Source organism: Mesorhizobium sp. B2-5-13 (assembly GCF_006440535.1).
GTDB classification, from domain to species: domain Bacteria; phylum Pseudomonadota; class Alphaproteobacteria; order Rhizobiales; family Rhizobiaceae; genus Mesorhizobium; species Mesorhizobium salmacidum.
Map to the genome: position 1 here is coordinate 71,800 of NZ_VFUI01000009.1, position 15,497 is coordinate 87,296.

The window sequence follows — 15,497 nt, forward strand, 5'->3', positions numbered from 1 at the left end:
GCCTTCGAGAAACCGGGGCCGGTCCGCCTGGACCGCCCCCGATTTCCCGGCAGGCCCGAACTTCGCGCTTCGAACATCAACGGAGGCCATCCCATGGCACAAAGGCGGACGGCGTGGACACGCCTGACGACCCCATTCGCCAACATTCCAGCCAGCACGGCAACAACACTCGCGCTGGCGATGTGGGTGGTCGTGATCGGCGGCTGGGCCCTGCTGTCCTATGGCCGCGTCGTGCCGAACATGTTCCTGCCGACGCCTGGAACCGTGCTGCAGACGACCTATCGCATGTCTCTGGACGGCAGCCTTTTTTACCACACTTTGACCAGTGCCAAGGTGGTGATCCTGGGCTTCATCGTCTCCTCGCTGATCTCGGTGCCGCTGGGATTGTGGATGGGGACATACCGGGTGGTGCAGGCGCCGCTGGAGCCGTTGGTCAATTTCATCCGCTACCTGCCCGTGACCTCCTTCGTGCCCCTGTTCATCCTTTGGATCGGCATCGGGATCGAACAGCGCATAGCGGTCATATTCTTCGGCACCTTTTTCCAGCAGCTGGTGATGATTTCCGACTGTGCGCGCAGTGTGTCCAGGGACCTGGTCAACGCATCCTACACTCTGGGCACCAAGCGCAGCGAAGCCGTGTGGCACGTCATTTTCCCGGCCGCGCTTCCAGCCATCCTCGACACGCTTCGCGTCACCATGGGCTGGGCCTGGACCTATCTGGTCGTGGCCGAGCTCGTCGCCGCGTCCAGCGGTCTCGGTTATATCAGCCTGAAGGCGATGCGAGGCTTCCAGGTCGATGTGATTTTCATGGCGATCGCCGCGATTGGGCTTCTGGGCCTTGTCACCGACACGGCGTTCCGCATTATCCGGGCGAGGGTCGCGCCATGGGCATCCTGATGTTGAACGCAACCTCGCAAACCGCGGTCGGATCAAGGGTAGCAATGAGCGAGACCATCAAGGCGAATGATCTGGCCGGCTCGGCCGCGACGACCGGCGATCTGCGCTCGACCGGCACGACGATGTCAATCGAGGACGTGACATTGCGTTACGGCGACGCCAACGGCGTGCTGGCACTGGACGATGTGTCGCTGAAGGTGGCCAAGAACGAATTCTGTGTGATCGTCGGCCCTTCGGGATGCGGCAAATCCAGCCTGCTCTACCTTGCGGCCGGCCTCAATGACGCGACTTCGGGCAGCATCAAGGTCGATGGCCGCGAAGTGATCGAACCCGGTCCCGACAGAGGCATGGTGTTCCAGAGCTACACCTTGTTTCCCTGGCTCACGGTGCGTGCCAACATCGAGTATGGGCCCAAGCGCAAGGGCCTGCCGGCGGGGCGGCGCAAGCAGATCGTCGACCAGTATCTAGACGAAGTCGGCCTCGCGCCCTTTGCCGACCACTACCCCGCCCAGCTTTCCGGCGGCATGAAGCAACGCGTCGCGATCGCACGCGCCCTTGCCAACGATCCGGCCGTTCTGTTGATGGACGAGCCCTTCGGCGCTCTCGACAGCCAGACGCGCGGCACCATGCAGAAACTGCTTTTGCGCGTCTGGGAGCGGCAGCAAAAGACGGTGCTGTTCGTTACCCACGATATTGACGAGGCGCTCGTCCTGGGCGATCGCGTCTTGGTGATGACGGCCAGGCCCGGCAAGATCAAGGCCGAGATCAAGGTCGACATCCCCAGGCCGCGCTCTATGGACGTGATCCTCGAACCCGAGTTCATCGCGCTCAAGCGCCGCATCCTTGGCCTTTTGCACGACGAGATCGACGAGGATCATTGATGCACGTCGCCCAAACGCATGCCCACGGGCTCGACCCGAGGGTCTGCGGCGGTTTTTGGGAAAACAGCGTGCTACCAAACGTCGAGCGGACCCATTCGAAAGCCGGGGCGGATCCCTACCTTTCGCCGTGATGCGCCGAGCCCAGGATCATCTCCGAGGCCTTCTGTCCGATCATCATGCTTGGCGCATTCGTGTTGCCGCCGATCAGCTTCGGCATGACTGACGCATCCGCGACCCGGAGCCCAGCCACGCCTCGCACTTTCAGCGTCGCCGGATCGACGACCGCCATCGCGTCCGTCCCCATCTTGCAGGTCCCGACGGGGTGGTAGACGGTCAACGCTTCGGCGCGCAGATAAGCGAGGATCTCGTCGTCGCTGCGGATATTCTTGCCCGGAAGCATTTCCTTTCCACGCACCGGATCGAACTCGGATGCGGCGAGGATCTTGCGCGCGATCTTGATGCCTTCGACAAGCACCATGGCGTCGTCTTCATCGGCGAAGAAGCAGTGGTCGATGAGAACATCGCGGCGAGAACTGTCCCGTGACAATCTGATCTCACCCACGCTTTTCGGTCTGAGCACGCAGATATGAATGGCGTAGCCGTGGCCATATTCGATGAGCCTGCCGCGATGGCTGCGATAGCCCGGCACGAAGTGGAACTGAATGTCGGGCAGGCCGTTCGCATGCCTGGTTCTCGCAAAGCCACCGGCCTCAACATAATTGGTGGTGAGCATCCCCTTTCGCCGCGCGAAATACTGGAAGGGCGCTGCCATGATGCGGGGCAGGTTGGCAAGCGACAGGCCGAGCGTCCTGGTGCTCCTGGAGCGCACGGTGATCATGCCGTCGACATGGTCCTGCAGGTTCTTGCCGACACCCGGCAGGTTGAGAACCGGCGTGATGCCGATTTGCCGCAGCTCGTCCGCGGGGCCGATGCCGGACGCCATCAGGATCTTGGGCGAGTTGATGGCCCCGGCGCAGAGTACGATCTCGCGGCTGGCCGCGAATATTTTTTGCTGGCCATCATGGCGCACGCGCAGTCCAGTCGCGCGCCCTTCGGCGATGACAAGGTCGATCACCTCGCATGCGCTGAGCAGCGTCAGGTTCCTGCGATCGAGGACCGGACGCATGAAAGCGGTGAAGCTGCTGAAGCGCTCGCCCCGATTCTGCGTGACGTTGTAGATCCCGACGCCGAACTGGCTCTCTGCATTGAAGTCTTCGTTGGCGGGCAGGCCGGCACGTTCGCCAGCCCTGACGAACATCCCGGAGAGCACGTTCGGATCACGCGGATTGTCGACCATAAGCTCGCCGTCCGTGCCGTGATAGCGCGGGTCCTGGGCGATTAGGTTGCGCTCCAGCTTCCTGAACACAGGCAGCACGTCGCTGTAGGCCCAGCCGGCGCAGCCGAGCGCTGCCCATTCGTCATAGTCCTCCGCGGCGCCGCGAATATAGACCATCGAGTTGATCGAACTCGATCCGCCCAGCGTCTTGCCCCGGTTGACCGGAATGCTGCGGTTGTTGAGATGGGGCTGTGGCACGCCGACGAAACAATAGTCGTAATTCGGGTTGCCATAGAGCGACAGAATGCCTGCCGGCACCCTTACCCGCGGGCTGTTATCACTGCCGCCGGCCTCTATCAGGCACACCCTGACCGATGGATCGGCGCTCAGCCGATTGGCCACCACGCAGCCCGCCGATCCCGCGCCGACGACGATGTAATCATAGCTCTCGGTCTTCATGCCAGCCCCTCGAGGATGCCGGCGCTCGAGGCATTGCGGAACGGGCCGCTGCGGTAGCGCATCCTGTTCCGCAACCAGTTCCGTGCCGACACATGCCCGGCTTCGCCCGCCACATCGTGTGGCGCTGCGGGTCCGACCGCTGAAACTGTAGATGCGTCTATCGGCGTGAGAAATTCGGAAATGGTTACGCGTGACTTCGGAGATTCGTTATGGGCGCCCACCGGCACGTGCTGCTACCTGTGAGCGCCAATAACGAGACGACCGGATGACGCGCGGCCTGTCTGGAATACGGTGAAATGGATCACCCGGGGCTGCATCCGCCTGCCGCCGGAAATCGGTTTCATCCGTGCGGCGGGAGCTGTCGAATGGTCAGAAGAGGACTGGGCATGTCGGTTGAGACGATAGACACGCTTGTCGTTGGCGGCGGCCAGGCGGGGGTGGCCATGAGCGAGCACCTGAGCAAGTGCGGAGTGCCTCATCTCGTCCTCGAACGTGGCCGCATCGCCGAGCGCTGGCGCACGCAGCGATGGGACTCCCTGGTTGCCAACGGCCCGGCCTGGCACGATCGCTTCCCGGGCATGGAGTTTCCGCGGACGGCCCCCGACGGCTTTCCCTCCAAGGACGAGGTCGCCGACTATTTTGTCGCTTACGCCAAGCAGATCGATGCGCCGATCCGCAGCGGCGTGGAAGTCAAACTCGTGCAAAGAAATGTCGGTCGGCCCGGCTTCCGCGTCGAGACGTCCGATGGCGTGATCGACGCCAACAGCGTCGTTGCCGCCACCGGACCGTTCCAGATCCCCGTCATTCCGCCTGTTGTCCCTGAGGAGGCTGGCATCCTGCAAATCCATTCCAGCGCGTACCGCAATCCCGCGAAATTGCCAAAGGGCGGTGTGCTGGTGGTCGGAGCGGGATCATCGGGCGTGCAGATCGCGGACGAGCTCCAGCGCGCGGGAAGGCGCGTCTATCTTTCGGTCGGCCCGCATGACCGCCCGCCGCGGGCCTATCGCGGGCGCGACTTCTGTTGGTGGCTGGGCGTTCTCGGCAAATGGGACCTCGAAACCCCAGGACCCGGCACGGAACATGTCACGATCGCGGTGAGCGGCGCGCGCGGCGGTGAAACGATCGATTTCCGCCGGCTGGCGGCGCAGGGGCTTACCTTGGTCGGCATGACTAGGACCTACCAGGACGGGCTGATGAGCTTCGCGCCTGATCTTGCGAAAAACATCGCTCGCGGCGACGCCAGCCTGATGTCACTGCTGGATGAAGCCGACGCCTATGTCGCGCGCAACGGTCTGGACCTTCCGGAAGAGCCCGCTGCCCGCCGGATCGAACCGGATCCGGAATGCATGACCAATCCGATCGGCGAACTGCACCTGGCCAAGGCCGGGATAGCGGCGATCATCTGGGCGACGGGCTTTGCCGCCGACTATAGCTGGCTGAAGGTCGACGCCTTTGACGAGAAGGGCCGGCCCAGGCACCACCGCGGCGTCTCGATAGAGCCAGGAATCTATTTCCTGGGGCTGCCCTGGCAGTCGCGAAGAGGTTCCAGCTTCATCTGGGGCGTATGGCACGACGCCAAGCACGTGGCCGACCGCATTTCGACGCAGCGCAAATATCTGGCCTACCATGCCGCCGCGAAGCGCGAGGCCGTGGACGCCTGACCAAAGCCGACGACAGCTGCGAGCCCGACCTGATGGAGACCAACATGGCGCATACGCGAATTCGCACCTTCAATACCAAGGATACCTATCCCGAGCAGAAGCTCGACAACGATCTGTGCCAGGCGGTCATCACGCGGGGCGGCCGCACGATCTATCTGCGCGGCCAGTGTCCGCAGGATCTCGACACCGCCAACACCATCGAGAGCCACGATCCGGTCGATCAGACCCACAAGGTCATGCAGAACGTCAAGCAGCTCATCGAGGAATGCGGCGGGACGATGGAGCATCTGGTGAAGGTGGTGATCTACCTGACTGATGTGCGCCATCGCGAAGCCGTCTACCGGACCATGGGCGAATACATCAAAGGCGTGCATCCGGTTTCGACCGGCCTCGTCGTGTCGGCCCTGGCGCGGCCGGAATGGCTGGTCGAGATCGACGGCACGGCCGTAATTCCGGATGATGACACAGCCATCATCCGGAATGATGGCGCAACCATCAGCCCGGACTGAGCGCCATGACCTTCTCCATCGTCGCACGGTGCCGGCGCACCGGCATGTTCGGAGTGGCGGTATCCTCGTCATCTCCGGCGGTGGCGGCCCGCTGCGCCTATGCGCAGGCGGGCGTCGGGGCGGTTGCCAGCCAGAACGTCACGGACCCGGCGCTCGGGCCACGAGCGCTGGAGCTGATGGCGCGGGGCGCCTCCGCCACTGAGGCCGTCGCGATCCTGAAGCGTACGGCCGCTTTCAGCGAATACCGGCAGGTTCTGGCGGTCGACGCGGCCGGCGGCAGCGCAATCCATTCGGGGCCGAAAGCGCTCGGCATCTGGGCCGAGGCGCGCGGCGAGGACGTCGCCTGCGGCGGCAACCTGCTTGCCAGCGATAGGGTTCCGCAAGCCATGGTGGATGCCTTTCTCGCCTCCGAAGGCGACATCGGTGACCGGCTGATCGCCACCATGCGAGCGGCGCTCGAGGCCGGCGGCGAGGCGGGACCTGTCCGCTCCGCCGGCATGAAACTGGTGCGCGATGTCTCATGGCCCGTCGCCGACCTGCGTTGCGACTGGAGCGAGGAGTGTCCGATCGAGCAGCTGGCGACGCTGTGGGATATCTACAAGCCCCAGCTTGATGACTATGTCACGCGCGCCCTCAATCCGTCTGGCGCGCCGAGCTACGGCGTTCCCGGTGACGAGTAGTCCCGACAATCTGGAGCCAGCATGAGCGAACTCAGTCATAAGGATTGGATCGCCAAGGCGTCGGCGATCCGTTTTCGCGACGGAGCTTTCATCGACGGCAAGACGATGCCCGCGCGCTCAGGCCGAACATTCACCAGCATCAATCCGGCTACGGGAGCAACGCTCGCCGAGGTGGCCTCCTGCGGCGAAGAGGACATCGATCTTGCCGTCGCTGCCGCGCGCCGCAGCTTCGAAGCCGGCGTCTGGTCGCGAGCGAGCCCCCAGCATCGCAAGCAAGTGCTGCTGCGGCTGGCGGAATTGCTGCGCGAGCACCTGCAGGAACTGGCGCTGCTGGAATCGCTGGATATGGGCAAGCTTGTCAAGGACGCCGCGACCATCGACGTGCCGGGATCGGCGGCGATCTTCCAGTGGTATGCAGAAGCGATAGACAAGATCTATGACGAGGTGGCGCCGACGGGCCGGGGTGACCTCGCTTTGGTACGGCGGGAGTCGCTTGGGGTCGTGGGTGCCGTCGTGCCATGGAACTTTCCGCTCGACATGGCGACCTGGAAATGCGCGCCCGCGCTGGCCGCGGGCAATTCGGTGGTGCTGAAACCCGCCGAGCAGTCGCCTTTCTCGGCGCTCAGGCTGGCCGAGCTCGCCATGGAGGCGGGCTTGCCGGCAGGCGTCTTGAATGTGGTGCCCGGCCTCGGCGAGACGGCCGGCCAGGCACTTGGCCGCCATACGGACGTGGATTGCCTTGCCTTCACCGGATCGACCGCTGTCGGCAAGATGTTCCTGCAATATTCCGGCCAGTCGAACATGAAGCAGGTCTGGCTGGAGACCGGTGGCAAGAGCCCCAATCTGGTGTTCGCCGATTGCGGCGATCTGGATGCGGCCGCCGACATGGCCGCCTTCGGCATCTTCTTCAACCAGGGGCAGGTAAGCTCGGCCAATTCTCGGCTTCTGGTGGAGCGCGGCATCAAGGATGCGCTGGTCGAGAAACTGGTGCGGCGGGCAGCGGCGACCCAGCCCGGCGATCCGCTCGACCCAGCATCCAGGATGGGTGCGATGGTGGACGCGCGCCACGCCGCGACCGTCATGCGTTTCATCGATGGCGGCAAGAAGTCGGCACGGCTGGTGACTGGTGGCGACCGGGTCGCCGTCGACGGGCGCGGCAGTTTTGTGCAGCCCACGATCTTCGATGACGTCTCGCCCGACGACCCGCTTGCCCGCGACGACATATTCGGTCCGGTCCTGTCGGTGATCGCCTTCGACACCGAAGACGAAGCGCTTCGCATCGCCAACGACAGCGTCTACGGCTTGGCCGCATCGCTGTGGACCGACAGCCTGTCGCGGGCGCATCGCCTCGCGGAAAGACTGCGCGTGGGCACGGTTTCCGTGAATACGGTCGATGCGCTGAGCCCGATGACTCCCTTTGGCGGTTTCAAGCAGTCCGGCTTCGGACGCGACCTGTCGCGGCATGCGCTCGACAAATACACCGCGCTGAAGACCACCTGGATCAAGTATAGAGAAGCGGCCGCGACTTGATCACCGGCTGCAAACCGGCAACATAGCCACCATGCCGCTCCGCTTCACGCTCAGACAACTTGAATATTTCGTCGCCGTTGGCGAAGCGGGTTCGATCGCCAAGGCGGCCGAGCAGGTGAATGTCTCGCCGCCGTCGATCTCGGCGTCGATCGCTCAGCTCGAAGCCGAGTTCGGCGTCCAGCTTTTCGTGCGCAAGCATTCGCATGCGCTGGCGCTGACCGCAGGCGGGCGCCTGTTCCTCAAGGAAGCCGCGCGCCTGCTCAACGACGCGGACGCGCTGCACGACATTGCCGGCGATATCGCCGAAAAGGTGCGCGGACCGCTGGCGATCGGCTGCCTGCTCACTTTCGCGCAGATCGTGCTGCCGGCGCTGCGCAAGAAATTCGAGGATGCCTATCCCGATGTGCGCGTCCGGCAATTCGAGCGCAACCAGGGGCAACTGTTCGAGATGCTGCAGCGTGGCGAGATAGATGCCGCGCTGACCTACGATCTGGAACTGTCGCAGGACATGACCTTCGAGCCGCTGATGCAGTTGCCGGCCTATGTGATGTTGCCGGCCGCGCATCGCCTGGCGGCGAGGGCAGGCATCACGCCCGAGGAGCTGGTCGATGAGCCGATGGTGCTGCTTGATCTGCCCTACAGCAGGGAATATTTCCTGTCGGCTTTCCAACCCAGGGGCCTGCGGCCCAAGATCGTCGAGCGCACCGGCGACATCGCCGTGATGCGCTCGATGGTCGCTAACGGCTTCGGCTACGGCATCGCCAATATGCGGCCGCTCAACACCATGTCGCCGGACGGCAAATTGCTTGTCTTCGTGCCTCTGCTGGGGGACCTCAGGCCGCTCACGATAGGAATTGCCTTGCCGAACGCAGAGCATCGCACGCTGACGGTACAGGCGTTCATCGACCACTGTCGTCGCTTCGTCGTCGAGCAGGGCGTCTTCGGAACCGAACGCATCGTGAAGTGAGGGCTGCCGTGCGGATCACGACGGCCAGCCGTCCGTGAGCCGTTCGAGCAATCTGTCCAGCATCCCGTCGCAACGCCGCAGCTGTTCGACGCTGACAAATTCATCCGGCTTGTGTCCCTGCGCCATCGAGCCAGGTCCGCAGACGACGGCAGGCGTGCCGAGATCGCGGCTGAACAATCCGCCTTCCGTGCCGAACGCGACTTTCGTCGTGTCATTGGCGCCGGTCAACGATTTGACGAAGGCCACCGCCTCCGATGCGGCCGGCGTGTCGAGGCCCGGATAGGTGTTGGTGATCTCGATTTCGATTGCGGCCTCGGCCGCGATCGAAACGGCGTCCTCAGCAATGCGTGCCGCGGCGTCGCGCAGCCTGTCCAGAATGCCGGCGGCATCGTCGGCGGCAATGTTGCGGATCTCGAAATCGACCTGGCAAAGGTTGGGCACGATGTTGAGCGCGACGCCGGCATCGATCTTGCCGACATGAACCGTCGTGTAGGGGATGTCGTAGTCCCCGTCGCGGGCGCCGTCGCGGGCCAATCGTTCCTGTTCGTCACGCAAGGAACGCACGAAATCGCAGCCGAGGTGGATGGCATTGAGCGCCAGTGGGGCGAGCGCCGAATGGCCTTCGCGTCCCCTGCAGACGGCGCGAGCGGCAAGCTTGCCCTTGTGCCCGGTCGCCACCTGCATGTTGGTCGGCTCGCCGACGATGCACAGCCGCGGGCGTTGCGGCGCCGCGCTCAGCATTTCGATCAGGTCGCGCACGCCCAGGCAGCCGACCTCCTCGTCATAGGAGAGCGCCAGATGCAACGGCGTCCGAAGCGCCATCTTGGAAGCCCTGATGCAGGCGGCGAGCGCGGAGGCCACAAAACCCTTCATGTCCGCCGCGCCGCGTCCGTAAAGCTTGCCGTCGCGCTCGGTCATTTCGAAAGGCGGCAGCGTCCAGTTCTGGCCGTCGATGGGGACGACATCGGTGTGGCCGGACAGCATGACACCGGGCCTGCCGGCCGGGCCGATGGTGGCAAAGAGGTTGGCCTTGTGCCCGTCCGCGCTGTGGACGATCTGGCAGGCAACGCCGCTCGCCTCGAGCAAGTCGGCCGCATAGCCGATCAGGTCGAGGTTGGAGTCGCGGCTCACCGTCGGGAAAGCGATCAGCCGTTCGAAGATCCTGATAGTGTCCATTTTCTGTCTCTCGGTAGGGTCCTGGCTGTCTAGCATCATGCCGCCGATGCTCTGAAGTCGCATTTCGCTCAGCCCCGGTTCAACACAGACTAATCCGCCCCAGTGCCGCGATTAGGCGCGTCCTAATCGGCACAGAAGAAATCCGTAGTTTTCCCGCGCCGGCTCCAATTTATGAGTAGTTTCGGCAGCACCGGGAGTGCCGAGCCGGCCCGGAGGAAATACCATGCGCGACCCACGCTACGACCTCCTGTTCGAGCCGATGAAGATAGGCCCGGTGACGGCCAAGAACCGCTTCTATCAGGTTCCGCACTGCAATGGCGGCGGCTATCGCGATCCGTCCGCCGCGGCAGAGATGCGCCGCGTCAAGTCCGAAGGGGGCTGGGGTGTCATCTTCACCGAGCAGACGGAGATGCATCACACCTCCGAAATCACGCCTTTCATCGAGCTCAGGCTTTGGGACGATGCCGACATTCCGGCCCTCGCCAAGATGGCCAAGGCCATGCACGAGCATGGCGCGTTGGCTGGCATCCAGCTCGCCTATTCCGGGATCAACGGTCCCAACCTCTACAGCAAGGAGGTGCCGCGCGGCCCATCGGCGTTGCCGATCCGCACCTTCACCAACGATCCGGTTCAGGCGCGCGCCATGGACAAGCAGGATATTCGCGATTTGCGCCGCTGGCACCGCAATGCCTTCAAACGTGCGAAGCAGGCGGGTTTCGACCTGGTATGCCTCTATGGCGCGCACGGCTTCGGCATCATCCAGCATTTCCTGTCAACCGCCACCAACCAGCGCGTCGACGAATATGGCGGCTCGCTGGAAAACCGTTCGCGGCTGATGCGCGAGCTGATCGAGGAAGGGCGCGACGCGATCGGCGACACGTGCGGCCTGACGCTCAGGCTGTCGCTGGACGAGATGATCGGCGAACTCGGCTTCGCCAATTCGGAAGTCCGCGACATGATCGAGATGCATGCCGAACTGCCCGACCTGTGGGATCTCGCGCACGGCGCCTGGGAGGATTGCTCGGGCCCGTCGCGTTTCAAGGACGAGGCGGCGCAGGAAAGCCTGGTGTCGGGCATCAAGAAGCTCACCTCGAAGCCGGTCGTCGGCGTCGGCCGCTTCACTTCGCCTGACGTGATGGTCAGGATGATCAGGTCGGGAACGCTCGACTTCATCGGCTGCGCCCGTCCGTCGATCGCCGATCCCTTCCTGCCGAGGAAGGTCGAGGAGGGCCGCATCGAGGACATCCGCGAATGTATCGGCTGCAACATCTGCATCACCGGCGACATGACCATGTCGATCTCGCGCTGCACGCAGAACCCGACCTTCATGGAGGAATGGCGCAAGGGCTGGCATCCGGAGCGCATGCAGGCCAAGGGCGACAGCGACAGCGTGCTGATCGTCGGCGCCGGGCCTGCCGGACTGGAGGCCGCCCGTGCGCTTGGCCTGCGCGGCTATAAAGTGGCCATCGCGGAAGCCGGCACCGAACTCGGCGGGCGTGTGGCGCGCGAAAGCAAACTTCCAGGCCTGTCGGCCTGGGGCAGGGTGCGCGACTATCGGCAGCATCAGCTCGGCCAGATGCCTGATGTCGACATCTATTTCGAAAGCCGGCTTGCGGCGGATGACGTCCTGTCCTTCGGCTTCCAGAACATCGCCATCGCCACCGGATCGACCTGGCGCCGTGATGGCGTCGCGCGTGCCCATGTCGTGCCGATGCCGATCGACGCCGCGATGCCGGTCCTTACGCCCGACGATCTGATGGCCGGCAAGGTTCCAGATGGCAACGTCGTGCTGTTCGATGACGACCACTATTACATGGGCGGCGTTCTCGCCGAGCTGATGGCGCGTCGGGGAACGAAGGTGACCTTGGTGACGCCATCGGCCTATGTCTCGGACTGGACCCGCAACACGCTGGAGCAAGGGGCCATTCACCGCCGCCTGGCTGAACTCGGGGTCGATATCGTGCTCAACAGGACCGTCACGAGTATCGCTTCGGGCGGTGTCGTGACGGCTTGCGTCTACACCGGCGCGAAACAGGATCTGACGGCCGATGCCGTCGTACTTGTCACGTCGCGCGATCAGGACGACGCCGTTTGGCGCAACCTCAAGGCCCGGGAAAGCGAGTGGGCCGACGCCGGCATCCGTTCGGTCAAGGTCATCGGCGATGCCGAAGCACCGGGACCCATCGCCTGGGCAACCTATGCCGGCCATCGCTTCGCTCGCGAGCTGGACGAACCCGACATCGGCGACGCCTTGCCCTTTCGGCGGGAAGTCGCCGCACTGGCGCCGGCCTAATGCATGTCGCCCGGAAGTGTCCTCGGTTCCGGGACAACGACATGCATAAAAATCAGAAGCCTACAGCAGGTCGGGCGAATCCTATTCGCCGCGACATGCTGTAGAACCGCCGGGGCGCGGGCAGATCAGACCGCCCGCCCTTCCTGGTCGAAGAAATGCAGATGCCCGGGTTCGGCCAGCAGGTCGACCTCGGCGCCGGTTTCGAGCGCCGGTCCTTGATTGTGGATGACGAGGCAGGTCTGGCCCCCGTCCAACTCGACATGGAGGAGCGTGACGGCGCCGGGTATTCGGCGAGCCTTACCTATGGCTGCCGCGATCCTGTTCCTGTGCTCCGACGCCGCGAGCTTCGTCTAGGGCGCGGCGCTCGACGTCGATGGCGGTTCGATGTTCCGCTGACCGACAGGGCAGAGGCTCCGGCGATGCTCGCTGACCCTTCTCGCCATTTATAGTGTCAATCGACCGGACGGTCCGCGGCCGAACGCCGTCTATCAATCCACAAGGCAAGCAAGGTGCAGGCCGCGCCCGAGAGCAGGTAGGCGCCCGCCGCGATGAGGCCGAAATTGCCGGCCAGCAGCAGAGCTGCGAGCGGCGCGAAGCCGGCGCCGAACATCCACGCGAGATCCGAGGTTATCGCCGAGCCGGTATAGCGATGGTGTCGCGAAAAGCTCGATGCGACGACGCCTGATGACTGCCCGAAGCTCAACCCCAGCAGGATGAAGCCCAGCACCATGAACAGGATCTCGCCAACGGTACCGCCATCCAGAAGCTGCGGGGCAAAGCCGCTGAACGTCGCGATGGCGATCGCCGAACCGCCGAGCAGCGCACGGCGTCCGACACGATCGGCAAGTGGGCCAGACGCGACGATGGCGGCGATGCCGAACAGCGCGCTCACCGCCTCGATCGCCAGGAAGCGTGCCGGTCCCTCATTGGTGAACAGGAATACCCAGGAGAGCGGAAACACCGTCACCATGTGAAACAGGGCGAAGCTCGCCAGCGGCGCGAATGCGCCGACGATGACGTTGCGGCCTTCGGCCCTGATCGTGTCCCTTATGCGCGTCGGCTGCAGGTCGCCGCTCTCGTACAGTTTCGAGAATTCGGGCGTCACCACAATGCGCAGCCTGGCGAACAGGGCCACGACATTGATGGCGAAGGCGACGAAGAAGGGATAGCGCCAGCCCCAGGCAAGGAAGTCGTCGGCCGACAGATTGGCCACGAAGAAGGCGAAGAGGGCGCTGGCCACGATGAGGCCGATCGGCGCGCCCAGTTGCGGGATCATGGCGTAGAAGCCGCGCCGGTTCCGCGGCGCGTTCAGCGCCAGCAGCGAGGGCAGGCCGTCCCACGTCCCGCCAAGCGCCACGCCCTGCCCGATGCGGGCCAGCGCCAGAAGCCAGATCGCAAGCACGCCGATATCGCCATAGGCGGGAAGGAACGCGATGGCGACGGTCGAGGTGCCGAGCAGGAACAGCGCGATCGTCAGTTTCGCACCGCGACCGTAGGCGCGGTCGACGGCCATGAACAGAACGGAACCGAATGGACGGGCGATGAAGGCCAGCGCGAAGATGGCGAAGGAGTACAGCGTTCCGACGAGCGGATCATGCGTTGGAAACACCAGCTTGGGGAACACGATGACGGACGCGATCGCATAGACGAAAAAATCGAAGAATTCCGACGTCCTGCCGACGATCACGCCGACCGCGATATCGCCCGCGCTGACCTGGCCGTGGTCCGAGCCGATCAGCCCGCTGTCTGTTTCGCCAGTCGAAGTATGAGCCATCTTGTCCGTCGTCACCGCGTGGAATGAAATATTTGGGGCCCAACTGCGGCAATCCCATTGTGCGCTGCACACTGTGCCAGACCCACCCCGGCTGGGCATTGGACAAATTGTCCAATGTCACCACGCCGCCGCCGGCAGTAGCCCTTGATCGATACCGCACTGCAACATCCCAACGCGTTGCGGCGGTCCATCGAGGGCAGCGTCTGATGAAACGATTTGGAGCCTTGCTTCTGCTTCTCCTGGCCGGGCTGTTGAGCGGCTGCGATATGGTCGTGCTCGCGCCGGCGGGCGATGTCGCGGCCCAGCAGCGCGACCTGCTGGTGGTCTCGACCCTGCTGATGCTGATCATAATCGTGCCGGTCATGGCGCTGACCGTCTTTTTCGCCTGGCGCTACCGGCAATCCAACGCCTCGGCGACCTATGCGCCGGACTGGGATCATTCGACGAAACTGGAACTGGTGATCTGGGCAGCCCCTCTGCTGATCATCATATGCCTTGGCGCGCTGACCTGGCTCGGCGCCCACCTGCTCGACCCATACCGCCGGATCGACCGGATCGAAGCCGGCCAGCCCGTTACCCAGCTTCACAAGCCGCTCAGGGTCGAGGTCGTGGCGCTCGACTGGAAATGGCTGTTCATCTATCCGGATTACGGCATCGCCGCCGTCAACGAGCTGGCGGCGCCGGTCAACCAGCCGATCGATTTCCGCATCACCTCGTCGGCGGTGATGAATTCCTTCTACATTCCAGCCCTTGCCGGCCAGATCTATGCCATGCCGGGCATGGAGACGAAGCTGCACGCCGCCATCAACCGGCAGGGCACCTATAGCGGTTTCTCCGCCAACTACAGCGGCGCCGGCTTTTCGGGCATGCGCTTCGCCTTCCACGGCCTGTCCGACCAGGCCTTCGACCAGTGGGTGGCGCAGACCAGAACCGCGTCGGCGGCGCTTAACCGCGACAGTTACCTCGAACTCGAAAAGCCGAGCGAGAACGAACCGGTCCGGCACTACGCGTCCGTCGATCCCGCCCTTTATGGCGCCATCCTCAATCTGTGCGTCGAGCGCGGCAAGATGTGCATGAACGAGATGATGTCGATCGACGCCAAGGGTGGTCTCGGTCTTGGGGGTGTGCGCAACACCTTGCCGCTGCAATACGACAAGCTCGCCCGGCGCGGTGCGGTGTTCGGAAACGATCCCTCTTATGTCGCCAGCATCTGCACGGCGGAAGAGGCCGCTGCCGTCTCGCGCGCCTCCCGCGATGCCTGGCCGACCTATTGGCCGGCGAAGAACCTGTCCCCGCTTCGCGGGGCGGGACTGCTCCGGCCAGGGACAGACAGCCGTAGCGCCGAGGCGGATACGCCGACCGTCGGCCTGCTGCGGCGTGAATTGTGAGAGACC

Annotated in this window: 13 protein-coding genes; 9 read left to right on the forward strand and 4 right to left on the reverse strand. The window is 64.1% G+C overall.

The features are described from left to right. Positions 1–93 precede the first annotated feature (93 nt). Together FJ434_RS16885 and FJ434_RS16890 are read left to right on the forward strand one after the other, a co-directional pair. Positions 94–897, forward strand: coding sequence for an ABC transporter permease (locus FJ434_RS16885; protein ID WP_140748272.1), 804 nt, complete (start codon positions 94–96; stop codon positions 895–897). Positions 898–1,019: 122 nt separating this feature from the next. Next, positions 1,020–1,778, forward strand: a complete 759-nt coding sequence (locus FJ434_RS16890) for an ABC transporter ATP-binding protein (protein ID WP_210241538.1) — start codon at positions 1,020–1,022, stop codon at positions 1,776–1,778. A gap of 115 nt (positions 1,779–1,893) precedes the next feature. Here the strand turns inward: FJ434_RS16890 and FJ434_RS16895 are convergent, their stop codons facing one another. Further along, on the reverse strand, positions 1,894–3,513 hold the full coding sequence (locus tag FJ434_RS16895) for a GMC family oxidoreductase N-terminal domain-containing protein (protein ID WP_140748278.1): 1,620 nt from the start codon (positions 3,511–3,513) through the stop codon (positions 1,894–1,896). 386 nt (positions 3,514–3,899) lie between these two features. On the opposite strand from FJ434_RS16895, the gene FJ434_RS16900 reads away from it, so the two are divergent. The 5 genes from FJ434_RS16900 to FJ434_RS16920 are packed head-to-tail and all read left to right on the forward strand — an operon-like array spanning position 3,900 to position 8,860. Then, on the forward strand, positions 3,900–5,174 hold the full coding sequence (locus FJ434_RS16900) for an NAD(P)/FAD-dependent oxidoreductase (RefSeq protein ID WP_140504781.1): 1,275 nt from the start codon (positions 3,900–3,902) through the stop codon (positions 5,172–5,174). A gap of 44 nt (positions 5,175–5,218) precedes the next feature. Continuing rightward, positions 5,219–5,683, forward strand: coding sequence for a RidA family protein (locus FJ434_RS16905; RefSeq protein ID WP_140748281.1), 465 nt, complete (start codon positions 5,219–5,221; stop codon positions 5,681–5,683). 5 nt (positions 5,684–5,688) lie between these two features. Then, positions 5,689–6,363 (forward strand): DUF1028 domain-containing protein, encoded by a 675-nt coding sequence (locus tag FJ434_RS16910; protein WP_140748284.1) that lies wholly within the window; start codon positions 5,689–5,691, stop codon positions 6,361–6,363. A 21-nt stretch (positions 6,364–6,384) separates the two neighbouring features. After that, positions 6,385–7,893 (forward strand): aldehyde dehydrogenase, encoded by a 1,509-nt coding sequence (locus tag FJ434_RS16915; RefSeq protein WP_140748287.1) that lies wholly within the window; start codon positions 6,385–6,387, stop codon positions 7,891–7,893. Between the two features lie 31 nt (positions 7,894–7,924). After that, the gene (locus FJ434_RS16920; RefSeq protein WP_027144830.1) at positions 7,925–8,860 is read left to right on the forward strand and encodes a LysR family transcriptional regulator; all 936 of its coding nucleotides are present in this window, start codon (positions 7,925–7,927) and stop codon (positions 8,858–8,860) included. A gap of 15 nt (positions 8,861–8,875) precedes the next feature. On the opposite strand, the gene argE is transcribed toward FJ434_RS16920, so the two are convergent. Continuing rightward, on the reverse strand, positions 8,876–10,036 hold the full coding sequence (gene argE / locus FJ434_RS16925; protein WP_140748290.1) for an acetylornithine deacetylase: 1,161 nt from the start codon (positions 10,034–10,036) through the stop codon (positions 8,876–8,878). 223 nt (positions 10,037–10,259) lie between these two features. Here argE and FJ434_RS16930 point away from each other — a divergent pair, with 223 nt between their 5' ends. After that, positions 10,260–12,329: an FAD-dependent oxidoreductase gene (locus FJ434_RS16930; protein WP_140748293.1), complete on the forward strand. Its 2,070-nt coding sequence runs from the start codon at positions 10,260–10,262 to the stop codon at positions 12,327–12,329. A 125-nt stretch (positions 12,330–12,454) separates the two neighbouring features. Here FJ434_RS16930 and FJ434_RS16935 read toward each other — a convergent pair whose 3' ends face one another. Together FJ434_RS16935 and FJ434_RS16940 are read right to left on the reverse strand one after the other, a co-directional pair. Then, complete coding sequence (locus FJ434_RS16935; RefSeq protein WP_140748296.1) at positions 12,455–12,646, reverse strand: TOBE domain-containing protein; 192 nt, start codon at positions 12,644–12,646, stop codon at positions 12,455–12,457. Positions 12,647–12,780: 134 nt separating this feature from the next. After that, positions 12,781–14,103, reverse strand: coding sequence for an MFS transporter (locus FJ434_RS16940; protein ID WP_140504649.1), 1,323 nt, complete (start codon positions 14,101–14,103; stop codon positions 12,781–12,783). A 206-nt stretch (positions 14,104–14,309) separates the two neighbouring features. On the opposite strand from FJ434_RS16940, the gene cyoA reads away from it, so the two are divergent. Continuing rightward, positions 14,310–15,491 (forward strand): ubiquinol oxidase subunit II, encoded by a 1,182-nt coding sequence (gene cyoA, locus FJ434_RS16945; protein WP_140748299.1) that lies wholly within the window; start codon positions 14,310–14,312, stop codon positions 15,489–15,491. Positions 15,492–15,497: the final 6 nt, after the last annotated feature.

What these genes read in the sequence shown, in the direction of transcription:
- FJ434_RS16890 (WP_210241538.1), top strand. Translation starts at nt 1,020, where the DNA reads ATGTCAATCGAGGACGTGACATTGCGTTACGGCGACGCCAACGGCGTG.
- FJ434_RS16905 (WP_140748281.1), top strand. Translation starts at nt 5,219, where the DNA reads ATGGCGCATACGCGAATTCGCACCTTCAATACCAAGGATACCTATCCC.
- cyoA (WP_140748299.1), top strand. Translation starts at nt 14,310, where the DNA reads ATGAAACGATTTGGAGCCTTGCTTCTGCTTCTCCTGGCCGGGCTGTTG.
- FJ434_RS16895 (WP_140748278.1), bottom strand. Translation starts at nt 3,513, where the DNA reads ATGAAGACCGAGAGCTATGATTACATCGTCGTCGGCGCGGGATCGGCG.
- FJ434_RS16885 (WP_140748272.1), top strand. Translation starts at nt 94, where the DNA reads ATGGCACAAAGGCGGACGGCGTGGACACGCCTGACGACCCCATTCGCC.
- FJ434_RS16940 (WP_140504649.1), bottom strand. Translation starts at nt 14,103, where the DNA reads ATGGCTCATACTTCGACTGGCGAAACAGACAGCGGGCTGATCGGCTCG.
- FJ434_RS16920 (WP_027144830.1), top strand. Translation starts at nt 7,925, where the DNA reads ATGCCGCTCCGCTTCACGCTCAGACAACTTGAATATTTCGTCGCCGTT.
- FJ434_RS16930 (WP_140748293.1), top strand. Translation starts at nt 10,260, where the DNA reads ATGCGCGACCCACGCTACGACCTCCTGTTCGAGCCGATGAAGATAGGC.
- FJ434_RS16910 (WP_140748284.1), top strand. Translation starts at nt 5,689, where the DNA reads ATGACCTTCTCCATCGTCGCACGGTGCCGGCGCACCGGCATGTTCGGA.
- FJ434_RS16900 (WP_140504781.1), top strand. Translation starts at nt 3,900, where the DNA reads ATGTCGGTTGAGACGATAGACACGCTTGTCGTTGGCGGCGGCCAGGCG.
- argE (WP_140748290.1), bottom strand. Translation starts at nt 10,036, where the DNA reads ATGGACACTATCAGGATCTTCGAACGGCTGATCGCTTTCCCGACGGTG.
- FJ434_RS16915 (WP_140748287.1), top strand. Translation starts at nt 6,385, where the DNA reads ATGAGCGAACTCAGTCATAAGGATTGGATCGCCAAGGCGTCGGCGATC.